A 16,325-nucleotide genomic window follows, 5' to 3' on the forward strand; every position below is an offset into this window, starting at 1 on the left:
GCGGGGCTTTTTACTAAAGCAAGGACAAGTTAGATAACTTGAACTTCTTCAGCTTGCATGCCTTTCTGACCGCGGGTAGCGATGAAAGAAACCTGTTGGCCTTCTTTCAGGCTTTTGAAGCCGTCGGATTGGATAGCTTTGAAGTGAACGAACAGGTCGTCACCGGATTGTGGGGTGATGAAGCCGAAGCCTTTTTCATCGTTGAACCACTTAACGGTACCGGTTTGGCGATTAGACATGGTGTAACTCCTTGAACAAAGATAACTGCGACTCAGGAAGAACCCTGGCCGAGACTGAGTGCAAAGAGCAGGAAAAATTCTTGTAGATGGTTGGATCGAAATTCAACATATCGTGTAGAGATTCTCAGTGACACAAGCAACACAGTGGCGCCACCTTAACCCTTTTTCCAGAATGTGCCAATGGTCTTTGCGAAGGTTTCTCTTATTTGGTGACTGACGGCGCGGGCGATGGCCGGCAGGACCCGGAAATCAAGGCGGATCGGCGAGATTTGCGTACCGCGCTTTGAACCCGGCCCCGCGCCCCGGTAAGATGCCGGACGTATTTTTTCCACCTCGCTATTTCAGGAAACCGCCATGAGCATCAAATCGGACAAGTGGATTCGCCGCATGGCGCAAGAGCACGGCATGATCGAGCCCTTCGTCGAACGCCAGATGCGTGGCGAAGGCGCCGACCGGCTGATCTCCTTCGGTGTCTCCAGCTACGGCTACGACGTGCGCTGCGCCGACGAATTCAAGGTGTTCACCAATATCAATTCGGCCACCGTCGACCCGAAGAACTTCGACGAGAAGAGCTTCGTCGACGTCAAGAGCGACGTTTGCATCATCCCGCCGAACTCCTTCGCCCTGGCCCGCACTGTCGAGTACTTCCGCATTCCGCGCAATGTACTGACCATCTGCCTGGGCAAGAGCACCTACGCCCGTTGCGGCATCATCGTCAACGTCACGCCGCTGGAACCCGAGTGGGAAGGCCACGTGACCCTGGAATTCTCCAACACCACGACCCTGCCGGCGAAAATCTACGCCAACGAGGGTGTGGCGCAGATGCTGTTCCTGGAATCCGATGAAGAGTGCGAAGTTTCCTACAAGGATCGTGGCGGCAAGTACCAGGGCCAGCGCGGTGTAACGCTACCGCGCACCTGATTCTGACGAACAGTTGGAATTCCTGGGCGGGCAGACACTCTATTGCGTGTACTGCCCGTTTTTGCGTCAGCGCAACGGGCTTCGCCCAGGAGTGCTCTATGAAGATCGATCCGCGAATCAGTGCCGAACTGGCAAGGCTTGAGCCCAATCAGATCGGCGTCATGGCCTGGTCATTGCTGGCCCATCCTGTCGAAGCGGCGGGCGGCATCCCTGGCCAGCCCGATCCCGATACCCCCAACGAACAACCCACCGAACCCGGCGAACCCACCCTGCCGGACGAGCCGCCTCCTGCGCCTGTTGCCTGACGAGACGATGGCCCGCCTGCGATAGCACAGCGTGCTTCAACTGACGGGCCATACTTCGTTATCGCCGATGACAAAAATTTTGCAATCGTTGTCCTGCCCGACCCGGTAGCCGCCCGTGAACGCACCGAAGGCCGGTAGCAGGCTGATGTCACTGCCCAGCCGGAAGCAAGCCAGGCGCAGGTGTTGCCGGCCCTTGCCGCTCAGGTGATAGACCGGGTGCACGTGACCGGCCAACACATGGCGGCTGGGATGTGGGGCAGGCTCGTGTTGCACGGCGAAAGGGCCCAGAAGCAACGGCTCCGGTACGACGCGAATGTTCAGCGCTGGCGGTGGGTCACCGGCGCGTTTGTCGTGGTTGCCACGAATCAGCGTCATGGCCAGGAGCGAATGTCGCTCACGCCAATCGGAAAGTGCCCGCAAGGTGCCGGGCGCATGAGAACCGGGGCCGTGGAGAAAATCCCCGAGAAAAATCAACTGTCGGCACGGCAGGCTTTCCAATAATGCATCCAGTACGGCGATGTTGCTGGCGGTGGTGCCGTGGGGCACCGGTTGCCCGAGGCTGCGGTAGGCGGCGGCCTTGCCGAAATGAACATCGGCCACCATCAGGGTTTCCTGGGCGGGCCAGTACAAGGCTTTTTCCGGGAGCAACCAGAGTTCTTCGCCGGCCAGGCTGACGGGATAAGGCGCTGGCATCAGGCGTCACCGCGATCGGCAGTTTTTTCCAGTTCGCTGACCATCCGTCGGATGCGGTCGGCGAGCTTTTCCGAGCTCATGCTTTCCCGGAACCGCTCCACCAGCAGCGGAAACCCGAGCGGGGTGGGGCGCTTGATCATGTGCAGGTCCAGTTTCAGGGTATTGAGACGTTGCAAGGTCTGCTCCAGTCGACGGATATCCAATTCTTCACGCAAGACTTCCTCCCCGGCCTGGGCCAGCAAGAGATTGTCGGCGTCGTATTGCTTGAACACCTGGAAGAACAACCCGCTGGACGCCTGTACTTGCCGGGTGCTTTTCGGCGCACCGGGATAGCCGGCGAAGACCAGCCCGGCGATCCGGGCGATTTCGCGAAAGCGCCTGAGGGCCAATTCCCCGGCGTTCAGGCTCGCGAGCACGTCGGTCAGCAGGTGATCGACGCTCAGCAGGCCCGGGGTCAGGTATTGCGACCAGTCCACTGCCGTGGCACTGAGCAGTTCCAGGCCGTAGTCGTTGACCGCAATGGAAAACGTCAGCGGCTGTTGCCGGCTGACACGCCAAGCCAGCAGGCTGGCCAGGCCCAGATGAACCTGGCGTCCGGCAAACGGGTAGAGGAATAGGTGCCAACCTTCCCGGGACTTGAGGGCTTCGGCCAGCAATGTGTTTTGCGTGGGCAAACCGGACCAGCGTTGTTGGGTAGACAGCAGGGGGTGGACAGCGTGCATCTCCGGGCCCTCGAAGTGGCCCGCGGCGGCTTCGCTCAAACGGGCCACGACGGCGGCGGCCAGTTCGCTGGAGAGCGGCATGCGTCCGCCGTTCCAGCGCGGCACAGCGGCCTTCTTGGCCTGGCTGCGTCGCACGTAGGCGGTCATGTCTTCGACCCGGACCAATTCCAGCAACCGCCCGGCGAACAGGAAACCGTCACCGGGACGCAGGCGGGCGATGAAGCCTTCCTCTACGCTGCCCAGGGTCTTGCCGCCGCCGCCCTTGCTCCAGAACTTCAATTGCAGGCTGGCATCGCTGACGATGGTGCCGATGCTCATGCGGTGACGCCGGGCCAAGCGTGCGTCAGGCACTCGCCAGATCCCGTGTTCGTCCGGTTCGACGCGTCGGTAATCGGGGTAGGCGGTCAATGACAGGCCGCCATGGCGCACAAAAGCCAGGGCCCAGGCCCATTCGGCCGGGTTGAGGTCGCGGTAGGCCCAGGCACTGCGCACTTGCTCGAACAGTTGCTCGGGAACGAAGCCGCCACCCAGGGCCATGCTCACCAAGTGCTGCACCAGGACATCCAGCGGCTTGTGGGGCGATTCGCGCGGTTCGATGCGCCGTTGGGCCACGGCGTCCTGCGCGGCGGCAGCCTCGACCAACTCCAGGCTGTGGGTCGGCACCAGCGTCACCCGCGAGGCCCGGCCCGGTGCGTGGCCGGAGCGCCCGGCGCGTTGCATCAGCCGTGCTACGCCCTTGGCCGAGCCGATCTGCAGCACTCGCTCCACCGGCAGGAAATCCACCCCCAGGTCCAGGCTGGACGTGCAGACCACCGCTTTGAGCTGGCCGTTCTTCAATGCCTGTTCCACCCAATCCCGGGTGTCACGCGAGAGCGAGCTATGGTGCAGGGCGATCAGCCCGGCCCAATCGGGCCTTGCCTCAAGAAGCGCCTGATACCAGATTTCCGATTGTGCCCGGGTATTGGTGAACACCAGGCAACTGCTGCTGGCGTCGATTTCGGCAACGACCTGGGGCAACATCTTCAGGCCGATGTGCCCGGCCCATGGGAAACGTTCAAGGGCCGGGGGTAATAGCGTGTCGACCCGCAGTGCCTTGCCATCGGCCCCCTGCACGCTGATCCCGTCGCCTTGCGGGATCAATACCTGCTCGGCGTGGGCCTGGTTGCCCAGGGTCGCGGACACGCCCCAGACGATGAGGTCGGGATGCCAGTGCCGCAAGCGCGCCAGGGCCAGTTGCAATTGCACGCCACGTTTGTTGCCGAGTAACTCGTGCCATTCATCCACCACGACCATGCGCAGGGTCGAGACGGCGGTGTGCGCATCGGCCCGGGCGAGGATCAGGGTCAGGCTTTCGGGGGTGGTGATCAGCGCAGTAGGCAGGCGTCGGCCCTGGCGGGCGCGTTCGCTGGCGCTGGTATCGCCGGTGCGCAGGCCGACGCTCCACGGCAGGTGCAGGTCTGTCAGGGGCGCTTCGAGGGCTTTGCCGGTGTCTGCAGCCAGTGCGCGCATCGGCGTGATCCACAGGACGGTCAGCGGTTCGGCCGACGGCTTGCGTTTGCGCGGTTTATCCGGCGCCGGTGCTGGCCGGGCGAAACGGTTGAGGGCGGCAAACCAGACGGCGTAGGTCTTGCCGGCACCGGTACTGGCATGCAACAGCCCGGACTCCCCTCGCTTGACCGCGGCCCATACTTGCTTCTGAAAGGCGAACGGCTTCCAGCCGCGGGCATCGAACCACTGTTTCGCGAAATTGTTGGATGTCGCCATGCCTGTCGCGTGCGCCCTGAACGTCTTCTTTCAGTGACCACGGCGAGAGATGAAAGGTTTAATGAACAACATCGCGGCGAGGGCGCATGCTCTCGCGGGTCGTAGGAGCTGCCGAAGGCTGCGATCTCTTGATCTTGATCTTGATCTTGATCTTGATCTTGATCTTGATCTTGATCTTGATCTTGATCTTGATCTTGATCTTGATCTTGATCTTGATCTTTCGCTTGAGATTCAAGTGTCTGGGGAAAGATCGCAGCCTCGTTGCACTCGACAGCTCCTACACAGCTACAACGTACCCCTGCGCGAACTTGTTCCCTCGCTACAAAAAGCAGGCTGTCAGGTATGCCGGGCTTATTTCAGGTTGCCGCTGAGAAACTGCTTGAGCCGTTCACTCGTAGGATTGCCCAGCACGTCTTCCGGCCTGCCTTCTTCTTCCACCAAGCCCTGGTGCAGGAACAATACCTGGTTCGAGACTTTGCGAGCGAAGCTCATTTCGTGGGTCACCATGATCATGGTCCGGCCTTCCTCGGCCAGCCCCTGTATCACCTTCAGCACTTCGCCCACCAGCTCCGGGTCCAGGGCCGAGGTGGGTTCGTCGAACAGCATCACCTCCGGCTCCATCGCCAGGGCGCGGGCAATGGCCACGCGTTGTTGCTGGCCGCCGGAGAGAAACGCCGGGTATTGCTCGGCGACCCGTGCCGGCAGGCCGACCTTGTCGAGATAGCGACGGGCGCGGTCGTCGGCTTCCTGCTTGCTGACCCCCAGCACCCGGCGCGGCGCCATGGTGATGTTTTCCAGCACGGTCATGTGGCTCCACAGGTTGAAATGCTGGAACACCATGGCCAGGCGCGTGCGGATGCGTTGCAGTTCGTCGGCATCGGCCACGTGCATGCCGTGGTGGTCCTTGATCATCTGGATCGGCTGGCCGTCCAGGCTCATGGCGCCGTCGTTGGGTTGTTCCAGGAAGTTGATGCAGCGCAAAAAGGTACTTTTGCCTGAGCCGCTGGCGCCGATGAGGCTGATGACGTCGCCGGTCTTGGCCTTGAGCGAAACGCCCCTGAGTACTTTATGTTCGCCATAGCTTTTGTGCAGGCCTTCGATGGTCAGTTTGTACATGGAGCTTGCATCCTCAAGGCGAAAGTAGGTAGCCGCTGCGATAGGCTTCGGTGCCGGCGACATGGGCGATCACCATGCCGGCCGTGGCCATGCGGCGCAGCGAACGGGCGTATAGCAGCCCGGCGTTACGGCAATGAACAGGGGTGACGGTGTCGTTGACCGGGTCGATGACTTCTGCGATCAGTTGCCCCGCCTCCAGGTATTCGCCGGGCAGGGCGCTGAAGACCAGCAGCCCACCCACGGGCGTGGTCACCGGCTCGACAGCGGCCAGTGGCGTGGCCGGGTAGGGCAGCTTGGGCATTGGCATCGGTTCGCCGTCGATGGCGCCGAAGCGGATCAGGTAGTTGATCAAGGCTTGGCAGTCGAGGCTCGCCAGCCCGTGGTTGACGTCACCCTGGCCACGCAATTCCACGGTGACCGAAAAGCTGCCCAGGGGAATCTCGAAGCGGTCGCCGAAGCGTTCCTTGAGTTGCCACCAGAGCAGGGTGAAGCATTCGTCGAACGACTGGCCGCCCGAATCGGTCGCCAGCAGGCTGGCTCCGGCACCGATGTAGCGTGCCAGCGGTTCGACCTGCGGCCAGGCTTCGGGTGTGGTGTAGAGGTGGGCGACGGCTTCGAAGTCGCAATGCAGGTCCAGCACCATGTCGGCGTCGCAGGCCAGCCGTTGCAGGGCCAGGCGCAGGGATTGCAATTGCGTGCCTGGGGTCTGCCGGGCAAGGGCGTCGCGCAGGCTGGTGCGGATCAGCATCAGGTTGTGCTGCGGATCGTCGGTGAGCAGGTCCTGGATTTCGTTGCCGATCTCTTCGCTCAGGTCGAGGAAGCGGCGGTTGAAGTTCTGCCCGCTCTCGGTTTCGTAGCGACCCAGGGGCACGTCCATCAGCACTTGTTCGAGGCCGATAGGATTGGCGACGGGCACCAGTACGATCTCGTGCCGCAGGCGGCCCGACGCTTCGAGTTCGGCCAGGCGCTGCTTGAGGTGCCAGGCGACCAGCATGCCGGGCAGTTCATCGGCGTGCAGGGACGACTGGATATAGATTTTGCCAACGGCGTTTTCCGGGCCGAAGTGGAAGCTGTGAATCTTGCGTGCGGTCCCCGGTACCGGGGACCGCAGGTCATGGATCTGGTGGCGCATTTGCGTGTGTGTCCTGGAACAAAAGCCCTAGTGGGTCGGCCCGAGAAAGGCCAGCCAGCGGCGTTCGGCGAGGCGGAAGAGGCCCACCAGTGCAAAGGTGACGGTCAGGTAGATCAGTGCGGCGATCCCGAACGACTGAAACGTCAGGAACGTCGCCGAGTTGGCGTCCCGGGCGACTTTCAGCACGTCTGGAACGGTAGCGGTGAACGCCACGGTCGTCGAGTGCAGCATCAAGATGACTTCGTTGCTGTAATACGGCAGCGAGCGTCGCAGCGCCGAGGGCATGATCACGTAGGTGTACAGCTTCCAACCGGTCAAGCCGTAGGCCTTGGCCGCTTCGACTTCGCCATGGTTCATGCTGCGAATCGCCCCGGCGAAAATTTCCGTGGTGTAGGCGCAGGTGTTCAAGGCGAAGGCCAGGATCGTGCAGTTCATCGCGTCGCGAAAGAAACTGTCGAGTATGGGTTGGGCGCGCACCGCCTCGATGCTGTAGATGCCGGTGTAGCAGATCAGCAACTGGATATAGAGCGGCGTGCCACGGAACAGGTAGGTGTAGAACTGCACCGGCCAGCGGACGTAGACCTTGGGCGACACCCGGGCGATGGACAGCGGAATGGATACCACAAAGCCGATCAGCAGCGAGGCGCTGAGCAGCCACAGGGTCATGGCCAGGCCCGTGACGTTGACGCCATCGCTGTAGAGGAACGGTCGCCAGTATTCTTGCAGAAGTTCGATCATCGCACCGCCTCCCGTGCTCCGGCGGCGTACCGGCGTTCAAGCCAGCGCAGGATGATATTGGAGGCGCTGGTGATCAGCAGATAGATCAATGCCGCCAGCACCAGGAAGTAAAACAGCTGGTAGGTGCTCTTGCCCGCATCCTGGGCTGCCTTGACCAGGTCGGCCAGGCCGATGATCGACACCAGCGCGGTGGCCTTGAGCATCACCATCCAGTTGTTGCCGATACCCGGCAGGGCAAAGCGCATCATTTGTGGAAACACCACGAAGCGGAAGCGCTGGCCACGCTTGAGGCCATAGGCCGTGGCGGCTTCGACCTGGCCCCGGGGAACCGCGAGGATCGCGCCGCGAAAGGTTTCGGTGAAGTACGCGCCATAGATGAAGCCCAGGGTGATCACCCCGGCGCCGAATGGGTTGATCTCGATGTATTCCCATTCCATGAAGTCGGTAAACGAGGTCAGCCAGGTTTGCAGGCTGTAGAAGATCAGCAGCATCAGCACCAGGTCGGGCACGCCGCGGATCAGCGTGGTGTAGAGCTGGGCAGGGATTCGTAGCAGCTTGACGCTGGACAGCTTGGCGCTGGCGCCCAACAGGCCGAGCAAGACGCTCAACAACAGGGACAGGGCCGACAGCTTGATGGTCATCCAGGTGCCTTGCATCAGCAGCGGGCCAAAGCCCTGCAGGCTGAAGGCGGAGAGCCCCAGATTTTGTAGGAGTTGTTCGAACATGAAAGAGGCCTTTGGCAGAAAAAAAGCGCCCATCCGAGACCGGATGGGCGCCGCGCATTATTTGCCGCTGTACAGATTCAGATCGCCAAAGTGTTTTTTCTGGATTTCGGCGTACTTGCCGTCGTCGTGTAACGCTTTGATACCTTTATCCAAAAGTGCCTTCAGCTCTTTGTTACCTTTCTTGATACCGATCGCAGTCTTGGATGGCAGCAGTTCGCTGTCCACCGGTTTGCTGACTTCGTAGCCTTCGCCTTTTGGCGACTTCAGGAAGCCCAGCTCTGCCTGGAGCATGTCCTGGATCGCGGCATCGAGGCGGCCGGAGGTCAGGTCGGCATAAACCTGGTCCTGGTTCTGGTAGGCCTGGGTCTTGACGCCGGCCTTGTCCAGCACGGCCTTGGCGTAGGCTTCCTGGATGGTGCCTTGCTCGTAGCCGACGGTCTTGCCTTTGAGCGAAGCAACGTCTTCGCTCAGGCCCGAGCCCTTCTTGAAGACATAGGCCGTTGGGCCGGAGAACAGCTCGCTGGAGAAGTCGATGGCTTTTTCGCGGGCCGGGGTCACGGTCATGGAGGAGATCACGCCGTCGAACTTATTAGCCTTGAGGCCCGGGATCATGCCGTCGAAATCGCTTTCGACCCACCTGCATTTAACTTTCAGTTCCGCGCAGATCGCATTGCCCAGGTCGATGTCGAAACCGACCAGGCTGCCATCGGCGGCCTTGGATTCAAACGGGGCGTAGGACGGGTCGACACCAAAACGCAGTTCCTTGTATTCCTTGGCCGTGGCGACGCCAGCAGCCATGCACAACGCCAGTGCAGAAAGGGTCAGCAGTGCTTTTTTCATTATTCAATCCCTAAAACCAATATGAGCGCGTATGGCGCGTAAGTATTGTTACCGGTGAAGGTGAGAACGGTCTGACGGCATAAAGGTAGCAATTTCCGAACCAGAGTGCCGAACAAGTGTTTTAAAAGCTTCGGCGGCAGGTAACGGAATGCGATGGTGCGCGGGGATGAGCGTACATCAAAAGTTGCACCAGGATGGAGCGAACTCCTGTTGGGCTCTGTAGGAGCTGCCGAAGGTTGCGATCCTTTGATCTTGATCTTTTGCTCTCGATTTAATCGCCTTGGAAAGATCGCAGCCTCGCTTCGCTCGACAGCTACACAGCTCCTACACAGCTCCTGCAACGCGCCCGGCGGGAGCAAGTTATTTCAGCAGATCCTGCAGCGTCGCCAGTGTGTCGGCCTCGTCGACGTGCTTGTCCTGGCGCCAGCGCAACATCCGTGGAAAGCGTACGGCGATCCCGCTCTTGTGGCGATTGGACAGGGCGATGCCTTCGAACCCCAGTTCGAACACCAGGGTGGGCGTGACGCTGCTCACCGGGCCGAACTTCTCCACGGTGGTCTTGCGCACGATGCTGTCGACCTGGCGCATCTCAGCATCGGTCAACCCTGAATAAGCCTTGGCAAACGGCACCAGTGTGCGCTCGCGACTGTCCGGCGGGTTGTCCCACACAGCGAAGGTGTAGTCGCTGTACAGGCTGGCGCGCCGGCCGTGGCCGCGCTGGGCATAGATCAGCACCGCGTCGACGCTGAAGGGGTCGATCTTCCATTTCCACCACACGCCCATGTCCTTGGTGCGACCGACGCCGTACAGCGCATTGCGGGCCTTGAGCATCATGCCTTCGACACCGAGGCGACGAGAGTCTTCGCGTTGCCGGGCGAGGTCGAACCAGTCCTGGCCGGTAATTGTCGGCGACGGCAACAGCACCGGGCTGTGAACTCGGGCTATCAGCGCCTCCAGCCGTTCGCGGCGTTCGGCCTGAGGGCGGCTGCGCCAGTCCTCGCCTTGCCATTCCAACAGGTCATAGGCCATCACCACCACCGGGGCATCATCGAGGATTTTCTTGCCCAGGGTCTTGCGACCGATGCGCTGCTGCAACAGCGCGAAGGGTTGCACCGCTGGTTGCAGCGGCGTGTCCGGGTCGAAGGCATCATCGGTCACCGGCCGGGCGGTTTTCCACACTACGATTTCGCCATCGATCACGGTACCGTCAGGCAATACCTGCGCCAGGGCGTGCAGTTCGGGGAAGCGCTCAGTGACCAGTTCTTCGCCTCGGGACCAGACCCATAAATGGCCATCGCGCTTGATCACCTGGGAACGGATGCCGTCCCATTTCCATTCCACCTGCCAGTCGCTGGCCGGCCCCAGCAGGGCGTCGAATTGCTCCACCGGGGCAGACAAGGCATGGGCCAGGAAAAACGGATAAGGCTGGCCGCCGCGCTGGGCATGTTCATCGTCGGTTTCGGCCGCGATCAGCTTGAGGTAACTGGCAGCCGTCGGACGATGGGACAGGTCGGTGTAGCCCACCAGGCGCTGGGCCACCCGCTTGCTGTCCAGGTTGGCCATGCCGGCCAGGGCCCGGGTTACCAGCAGTTTGGACACGCCGACGCGAAAGCTGCCGGTGATGAGCTTGATGCACAGCATCAGGCTCGGCCGGTCCAGTTGTGCCCACAGCGTTGGTAATCGCAGCGCCAGCACCTCGGGCGATTCGCCACGCAATGGCAGCAATTTTTCCTCGATCCACAGCGCCAGGCCCTCGTCGGAGCGGTGGGGCGACTCCGGCAGCACCAACGAGATGGTTTCGGCCAAATCGCCCACGGCCTGGTAGCTCTCTTCGAACAGCCACGCAGACAGCCCGGACACCTGCACGGCCAACTCCCGCAGGATTTTTACCGGCACCAGTTGCCGTGGACGCCCGCCGGACAGGAAATACACGGCCCATGCCGCGTCCTGGGGCGGGGCCTTGGTGAAATAAGCCTGCATGGCGGCAAGCTTGGCATTGCTGGAGGTGGTGGCGTCCAGTTCGGCGTACAGCTCGGCGAAGGCTTTCATGGCGCCTCCTCACCGCTGTCGGTGGCCGTGGCGAGGTCTTCTTCGTTGTCGCCGTATTCGGTGCTGAACCCTTGGGCATCGAGGCCTTGCTCGCAGAGGTGGCGCACCAGCACGCTTACCGAACCGTGGGTGACCATCACCCGCTCGGCGCCGGTCTGTTCGATGGCCCAGAGCAGGCCTGGCCAATCGGCGTGGTCGGACAGCACAAAGCCCCGGTCCACGCCGCGCCGCCGCCGCGTACCGCGCAGGCGCATCCAGCCGCTGGCGAAGGCGTCGCTGTAGTCGCCGAAGCGACGCATCCAACTGCTGCCCCCGGCAGAGGGCGGGGCGATCACCAGCGCCTGGCCCATGATCGGGTCGTTCTTGTTGATGTCGCTGGCATAAATTGTCGGCGGCAGGTGAACGCCGGCCTCACGATAGACCCGGTTCAGCGGCTCCACCGCACCGTGGGCCAGGATCGGGCCGAGGCTTTCATCGATGCCGTGAAGAATCCGCTGGGCCTTGCCGAAGGAATAGCAGAACAACACGCTGGCTCGGCCGGCGGCGATGTTTGCGCGCCACCACTGGTTGATCTCGTCGAAGACCTGCGCCTGGGGCTGCCAGCGGTAGATGGGCAGGCCGAAGGTCGATTCGGTGATGAAGGTATGGCATTTCACCGGCTCGAACGGGGTGCAGGTGCCGTCAGGCTCGACTTTGTAATCCCCCGACGCCACCCAGACCTCACCCTGGTATTCCAGCCGCACCTGGGCCGAGCCCAGCACATGGCCGGCGGGGTGAAAGCTCAAGGTTACGCCATGGTGCGACAGGCGTTCGCCGTAGGACAGGGTTTGCAGGTTGATGTCCTGGCCCAGGCGTGAGCGCAGAATGCCTTCGCCGGGGGCCGCTGCCAGGTAGTGTTGGTTGCCGCTGCGGGCATGGTCGCCGTGGGCATGGGTGATGACCGAACGTTCTACTGCACGCCACGGGTCGATGTAGAAATCCCCGGGCGGGCAGTACAAGCCTTCGGGGCGGGCAATGACAAGATCCATGCAGTCACCGGAGCGATGGGCTTGTCAGGTAGAGGCGAGGGTGAGGGGAGAAGTTCTATCGGATTTTCGGGGGGCAGGATCGGGTGACGGGATGGACAGATGTGGCGAGAAATCTAGCAAAACGTCGCCCCGCCGGCCTGTAGGCGCTGTAGGAACTGTAGGAGCCGTAGGAGCCGTAGGAGCTGACGAGTGCAACGAGGCTGCGATCTTTCCCCTGACGCTTGAATCTCAAGCGAAAGATCAAAAGATCAAAAGATCAAAAGATCAAAAGATCAAAAGATCAAAAGATCAAAAGATCAAAAGATCAAAAGATCGCAGCCTTCGGCAGCTCCTACAGGGCAATGAGCAGCTTGCAGTTATTTGCCAGGCACCAGCGTCAACCGCCTCTTGCCATACGCCCGATCGAAATTCGGCGGTTGCAACGGCAGGCTCTGGTACTGCCCCTTGATCCACGGATCGATGCCATTGGCATAGTTCGGGCTGACCGGGTTGCCGGACTGTCCGGCACCGTCCTGGATCATCAACGGTTCAGGCTGGCCGAAGTCGACGATAAAGCGCATGGCGGGCGCCAGGGTGGTGTTGAAATCCAGCCCGCCAGCGAATGCTGCGGTGTTGAGCGTGGTGGCGTCGCCCCCGGCCGGCAGCGGGCCGCGTACGATCTGGCCGTTGCTGTTCTTCCACGCGTAGCGATGCAACTGACCCCACTGCCAAGCCTTGTGGTCACCGCCCAACTGGCTGTCGCCGACGCTGATGGCGGCGGCCAGGCTGCGGGCGAGGATGACGGCCTTGTCTTCTTTCTGGGGCGTGCGCACATCGTCCCAGAACGGGCTGTCTTCACGCCCCAACAGATGATCGGCCTGGGCCGAGTAGGACAATTGGCCATTGGCGACCAGCGCCTTCCACGCCGGGCTGCTGTCCGGGCCTAGCTCGTCGAGGAAAATCTGCTTCATGCTTTCCTGCAGGAACAGCTCATAGATCGCGGCGTCGGTGGAGGTCGGGCTGAGCCGACCATCGAATGCCATCAGGCGGGTGTAGGCTTCGCGAGCCTTGGCCCGGTCAGTCACCGGCAGGTCTTCGATCGCCTGTTTGAGCGGCTGGGCCATGCCCGGGGCTTCGAAAACTTTCTTGAGCTTGGCCGCGAACGTCGTGCCCTGGTCGTACTGCATGGCGATCAGGCTGCGGGTGTCGTGCTTGCCCGTGCCGGCCAGTTCGGCCATGCGTTCGCCACGCTCTGGCGAAGCCCAGGAATTGGACAGCTGCATGCCGTAGCCGTGGGGAATGACCCGTTGGTTGGATGTGCCGAGCCAGCCCTGGGCTGGGTCCTGATCGTAGGGGTGCAGCATGGGGTCGGCGTAACCGTCCCAATCGTAGCGACCGTCCCAGCCCGGCGACGGCAACAAGCCTTCGCCTTCACGGCGGTTTGGATAGCGACCGGTGACTTGCCAGCCGATATGGCTGGCATCGGCAAATACCAGGTTCACGGCAATGGCGCGGATTTCCCGGCTGGCGTCAGAGGCTTTCTCGACGTTCTGCGCCCGAGACAGGTCGAAGAAGGCATCCAGGGTCTTGTCGTCGCCCAGGCTCGGCGTCTGCAAGGCCAGGCCAAAGCCGTTGGCCATGGCCGGGCCCTGGGCGCTGTTGAGCAACGGGCCGTGACGGGTCTCGAACACCGCTTCACGAATCGGCCGCTGGCCTTTGATGAAATAGGTTTCGTTGCGCACGATCGCTGGCTGCCATCTGCCGTTGACCTCGTAGGACAGGCCGTTGCCCTGGCGTCGGATTTTTTCCAGGAACAGGTCTTGGTTGTCCCCCAGGACGCTGGTCATGCTCCAGGCCACTTTACCGTTGAACCCGGCCAGGATCATCGGGATCCCCGCCACGGAAACCCCGGCCGCCTGGTACTTGGGTGCGCGGATCTGTACGGGGCTCCACAGCCCCGGCATGCCCAGCGGCCCATGGCTGTCGCTGGCCAGCAGGCTTTTGCCGCTGCGGCTGCGTGGCGGCGCGATGGCCCAGTTGCTCGAAGACGCAGCGCTCAAAAGGTTCAGCTCGGCCAACTGGCGGGTGGCCTTGCCGATCTCGTTCAAGCCCGGAATCTGGCCGTTGAGCCGCAAGCCCTGGAGTTTGTCGGCCTCGGCCACGGGCAGAGGTTCGTCCGGGTAGGAGGGGCTCAGCCAGGCGAGCTTGTCGTTGGTGACGGTCTGGGCCAGTACCAGGCTGGCGATTTCTTCCGGCAGGTTGGCCGACTGGCTGAAATTCAGCAGGCAGAACATCAGCGCCGAGTCTTCCGGTTTCCAGTATTCGGGTTTGTAGCCGGTGGCGGCCAGGTCCGACGGCAACTTGTCGCGGTAGCGGAACAGGTAGGCGTTGACGCCGCGGGCATAGACCTCGAAGAAGCGCTTGAGCCGTGGCGAAGACGCCTTGTACAGCTCGTCGGCGTTTTTCCTCAGGTTGACGGCGCGCATGTAGCGGTCGATGTCCAGACGTTCGGCACCAGACATCTCTGCCAGCCGCCCCTGGGCCAGCAGGCGCAGGGTGACCATCTGGGTGATGCGATCGCTGGCGTGGACGTAGCCGAGGGTGAACAGGGCGTCATGGAAGCTGTTGCTTTCGATCAGCGGCATGCCCGTGGCATTGCGCCGGACCGAGACGTTCTGCGCCAGCCCCTTGAGCGGTTGCACGCCGGAAGTCGGTGGCACGGTGTCCTGGGCATTCCAGGTCTGGCATCCGCTCAAACCGAGCACACTGGCCACTGCGGCGGCAACGCCGAGTCGGGGGATAAGGGAAATAGAGGCTGGCGAGGCCATGGCAAAGCTCCTGCGGGAGGGGGGGCACCAATAAAGGCGCTACGTTAGTGAGCAGGAGGGGGCCGCGCAAGCGGGGGCGAGGGTTATTTGTTGGTTTGGCGATGAAACCCCGGGGCCGGGGTCATCGCTTTTGCTCGAAGGCTTGCCTGTAGGAAGAGGTGATGCTCAAGTGTGGAAAATTCAATGACCGAGAAGAGAAAACCGGCATGGAGCTACAGAACCAGGCAGCGCTGATCCTCATCGATCAACAAAAAGGCATCCTTCACCCCAGGCTCGGCCCTCGTAACAACCCTGAGGCAGAGCTGTGCATGCTGGAGCTACTGGCGTTATGGCGACACACGGCGCGACCGGTGATTCACGTCCATCACTTGTCCCGCTCGCCGGACTCAGTGTTCTGGCCAGGGCAGTCGGGTGTGGAGGTCCAGCCACGGTTCGAGCCGCTGGCGGGGGAATGGCTGGTGCAAAAACAGGTGCCGGATGCGTTCAGTGGCACGCACCTGGAGGAAGACCTGCGCAGGGCGGGCATCGGGCAACTGGTGATCGTCGGCGTGGCGACGCACAACTCGGTAGAGTCTACGGCCCGTACGGCCGGCAACCTGGGATTCGACACGTGGGTGGTCGAGGATGCCTGCTTCACCTTCGACAAGAGCGATTACTTCGGTAACGCCCGTTCGGCGGCCGACGTACATGCCATGTCCCTGGGCAACTTGCATGGCGAGTATGCGACGGTGGTCGCTGTGAAGCAGATTCTGGAGGCGGGCTGATACATAAACAGCTGTAGGAGCTGCCGAAGGCTGCGATCTCTTGATCTTGATCTTGATCTTTCGCTTGCGACTCAATTGTCTGGGGACAAGATCGCAGCCTCGTTGCACTCGACAGCTCCTACAGCGCAACCGAGCACCGTCATCCCCTCGCCACAAAAAGCTTCCAGCTCTCACACCATCGATTGGTCAATGGCATCACTGTGGGAGCGAGCTTGCTCCGTGCTGCGATCCGACGATGACGACTCAACAGGCGAAGATAATCTTCGCCCGGACCCTCAAGCCCCGTGGCACTTCTTGAATTTCTTGCCATTGCCGCACGGGCAAGGGTCGTTGCGGCCGACATCCTTCAGGGCGTTGCGCACGGGTTCCTGGTGTGCGTGGCCGCAGTTCGGGCCGTGGACGTGGCCGTGGTCATGCTCGTGATGATGGTCGTGATCGTGGTTGCAATCAGGGCCGTGGACGTGGGGTTGTTGGGTCATCGG

At 61.8% G+C, this 16,325-nt stretch carries 15 protein-coding genes; 3 read left to right on the forward strand and 12 right to left on the reverse strand.

Annotation, left to right across the window (positions count from 1 at the left end; translation table 11 throughout):
* Positions 1 to 29 precede the first annotated feature (29 nt).
* Positions 30 to 239, reverse strand: coding sequence for a cold-shock protein (locus GFU70_RS06025; protein WP_002554837.1), 210 nt, complete (start codon positions 237 to 239; stop codon positions 30 to 32).
* Positions 240 to 593: 354 nt separating this feature from the next.
* Here GFU70_RS06025 and dcd point away from each other — a divergent pair, with 354 nt between their 5' ends.
* Positions 594 to 1,160 (forward strand): dCTP deaminase, encoded by a 567-nt coding sequence (gene dcd, locus GFU70_RS06030; protein WP_003184751.1) that lies wholly within the window; start codon positions 594 to 596, stop codon positions 1,158 to 1,160.
* A gap of 98 nt (positions 1,161 to 1,258) precedes the next feature.
* The gene (locus tag GFU70_RS06035; RefSeq protein WP_003184748.1) at positions 1,259 to 1,465 is read left to right on the forward strand and encodes a hypothetical protein; all 207 of its coding nucleotides are present in this window, start codon (positions 1,259 to 1,261) and stop codon (positions 1,463 to 1,465) included.
* Between the two features lie 36 nt (positions 1,466 to 1,501).
* Here GFU70_RS06035 and pdeM read toward each other — a convergent pair whose 3' ends face one another.
* The 10 genes from pdeM to GFU70_RS06085 form a co-directional block, all read right to left on the reverse strand.
* The gene (gene pdeM / locus GFU70_RS06040) at positions 1,502 to 2,158 is read right to left on the reverse strand and encodes a ligase-associated DNA damage response endonuclease PdeM (protein WP_058546711.1); all 657 of its coding nucleotides are present in this window, start codon (positions 2,156 to 2,158) and stop codon (positions 1,502 to 1,504) included.
* Entirely contained in the window at positions 2,158 to 4,644 is a 2,487-nt protein-coding gene (locus tag GFU70_RS06045; RefSeq protein WP_153387735.1) for a ligase-associated DNA damage response DEXH box helicase, read from the reverse strand. The genes pdeM and GFU70_RS06045 overlap by 1 nt, the downstream gene beginning before the upstream one ends.
* A 351-nt stretch (positions 4,645 to 4,995) precedes the next feature.
* Positions 4,996 to 5,760 carry an ABC transporter ATP-binding protein gene (locus GFU70_RS06050; protein WP_116643044.1) on the reverse strand — a complete coding sequence of 255 codons (765 nt, stop codon included), beginning with the start codon at positions 5,758 to 5,760 and terminating at the stop codon, positions 4,996 to 4,998.
* 13 nt (positions 5,761 to 5,773) lie between these two features.
* A complete protein-coding gene (locus GFU70_RS06055) occupies positions 5,774 to 6,892 on the reverse strand; it encodes a succinylglutamate desuccinylase/aspartoacylase family protein (RefSeq protein ID WP_116643043.1) in 1,119 nt (372 codons plus the stop codon).
* A gap of 27 nt (positions 6,893 to 6,919) precedes the next feature.
* Complete coding sequence (locus GFU70_RS06060; RefSeq protein ID WP_058546715.1) at positions 6,920 to 7,630, reverse strand: ABC transporter permease; 711 nt, start codon at positions 7,628 to 7,630, stop codon at positions 6,920 to 6,922.
* On the reverse strand, positions 7,627 to 8,355 hold the full coding sequence (locus tag GFU70_RS06065) for an ABC transporter permease (RefSeq protein ID WP_058546717.1): 729 nt from the start codon (positions 8,353 to 8,355) through the stop codon (positions 7,627 to 7,629). The genes GFU70_RS06060 and GFU70_RS06065 overlap by 4 nt, the downstream gene beginning before the upstream one ends.
* 57 nt (positions 8,356 to 8,412) lie before the next feature.
* A complete protein-coding gene (locus GFU70_RS06070; RefSeq protein WP_058546716.1) occupies positions 8,413 to 9,195 on the reverse strand; it encodes a transporter substrate-binding domain-containing protein in 783 nt (260 codons plus the stop codon).
* Between the two features lie 360 nt (positions 9,196 to 9,555).
* Positions 9,556 to 11,244 carry an ATP-dependent DNA ligase gene (locus GFU70_RS06075; protein WP_058546178.1) on the reverse strand — a complete coding sequence of 563 codons (1,689 nt, stop codon included), beginning with the start codon at positions 11,242 to 11,244 and terminating at the stop codon, positions 9,556 to 9,558.
* On the reverse strand, positions 11,241 to 12,272 hold the full coding sequence (locus GFU70_RS06080; RefSeq protein WP_153387736.1) for a ligase-associated DNA damage response exonuclease: 1,032 nt from the start codon (positions 12,270 to 12,272) through the stop codon (positions 11,241 to 11,243). The genes GFU70_RS06075 and GFU70_RS06080 overlap by 4 nt, the downstream gene beginning before the upstream one ends.
* A 356-nt stretch (positions 12,273 to 12,628) precedes the next feature.
* Positions 12,629 to 15,079, reverse strand: coding sequence for a penicillin acylase family protein (locus tag GFU70_RS06085; protein WP_153387737.1), 2,451 nt, complete (start codon positions 15,077 to 15,079; stop codon positions 12,629 to 12,631).
* 206 nt (positions 15,080 to 15,285) lie between these two features.
* On the opposite strand from GFU70_RS06085, the gene GFU70_RS06090 reads away from it, so the two are divergent.
* The gene (locus GFU70_RS06090) at positions 15,286 to 15,843 is read left to right on the forward strand and encodes a cysteine hydrolase family protein (RefSeq protein ID WP_153389150.1); all 558 of its coding nucleotides are present in this window, start codon (positions 15,286 to 15,288) and stop codon (positions 15,841 to 15,843) included.
* A 275-nt stretch (positions 15,844 to 16,118) separates the two neighbouring features.
* Here GFU70_RS06090 and GFU70_RS06095 read toward each other — a convergent pair whose 3' ends face one another.
* Positions 16,119 to 16,322, reverse strand: a complete 204-nt coding sequence (locus tag GFU70_RS06095) for an SEC-C metal-binding domain-containing protein (protein WP_034154967.1) — start codon at positions 16,320 to 16,322, stop codon at positions 16,119 to 16,121.
* Between the last annotated feature and the right edge of the window lie 3 nt (positions 16,323 to 16,325).

The organism is Pseudomonas brassicacearum (genome assembly GCF_009601685.2).
Lineage (GTDB): Bacteria > Pseudomonadota > Gammaproteobacteria > Pseudomonadales > Pseudomonadaceae > Aquipseudomonas > Aquipseudomonas kilonensis_B.

Bases quoted from the DNA above. Each gene is read 5' to 3' on its own strand.
- GFU70_RS06080 (WP_153387736.1), bottom strand. From the start codon at position 12,272: ATGGATCTTGTCATTGCCCGCCCCGAAGGCTTGTACTGCCCGCCCGGG.
- GFU70_RS06050 (WP_116643044.1), bottom strand. From the start codon at position 5,760: ATGTACAAACTGACCATCGAAGGCCTGCACAAAAGCTATGGCGAACAT.
- GFU70_RS06035 (WP_003184748.1), top strand. From the start codon at position 1,259: ATGAAGATCGATCCGCGAATCAGTGCCGAACTGGCAAGGCTTGAGCCC.
- GFU70_RS06090 (WP_153389150.1), top strand. From the start codon at position 15,286: ATGGAGCTACAGAACCAGGCAGCGCTGATCCTCATCGATCAACAAAAA.
- GFU70_RS06065 (WP_058546717.1), bottom strand. From the start codon at position 8,355: ATGTTCGAACAACTCCTACAAAATCTGGGGCTCTCCGCCTTCAGCCTG.
- GFU70_RS06095 (WP_034154967.1), bottom strand. From the start codon at position 16,322: ATGACCCAACAACCCCACGTCCACGGCCCTGATTGCAACCACGATCAC.
- GFU70_RS06075 (WP_058546178.1), bottom strand. From the start codon at position 11,244: ATGAAAGCCTTCGCCGAGCTGTACGCCGAACTGGACGCCACCACCTCC.
- GFU70_RS06055 (WP_116643043.1), bottom strand. From the start codon at position 6,892: ATGCGCCACCAGATCCATGACCTGCGGTCCCCGGTACCGGGGACCGCA.
- pdeM (WP_058546711.1), bottom strand. From the start codon at position 2,158: ATGCCAGCGCCTTATCCCGTCAGCCTGGCCGGCGAAGAACTCTGGTTG.
- GFU70_RS06025 (WP_002554837.1), bottom strand. From the start codon at position 239: ATGTCTAATCGCCAAACCGGTACCGTTAAGTGGTTCAACGATGAAAAA.
- GFU70_RS06085 (WP_153387737.1), bottom strand. From the start codon at position 15,079: ATGGCCTCGCCAGCCTCTATTTCCCTTATCCCCCGACTCGGCGTTGCC.
- dcd (WP_003184751.1), top strand. From the start codon at position 594: ATGAGCATCAAATCGGACAAGTGGATTCGCCGCATGGCGCAAGAGCAC.
- GFU70_RS06045 (WP_153387735.1), bottom strand. From the start codon at position 4,644: ATGGCGACATCCAACAATTTCGCGAAACAGTGGTTCGATGCCCGCGGC.
- GFU70_RS06060 (WP_058546715.1), bottom strand. From the start codon at position 7,630: ATGATCGAACTTCTGCAAGAATACTGGCGACCGTTCCTCTACAGCGAT.
- GFU70_RS06070 (WP_058546716.1), bottom strand. From the start codon at position 9,195: ATGAAAAAAGCACTGCTGACCCTTTCTGCACTGGCGTTGTGCATGGCT.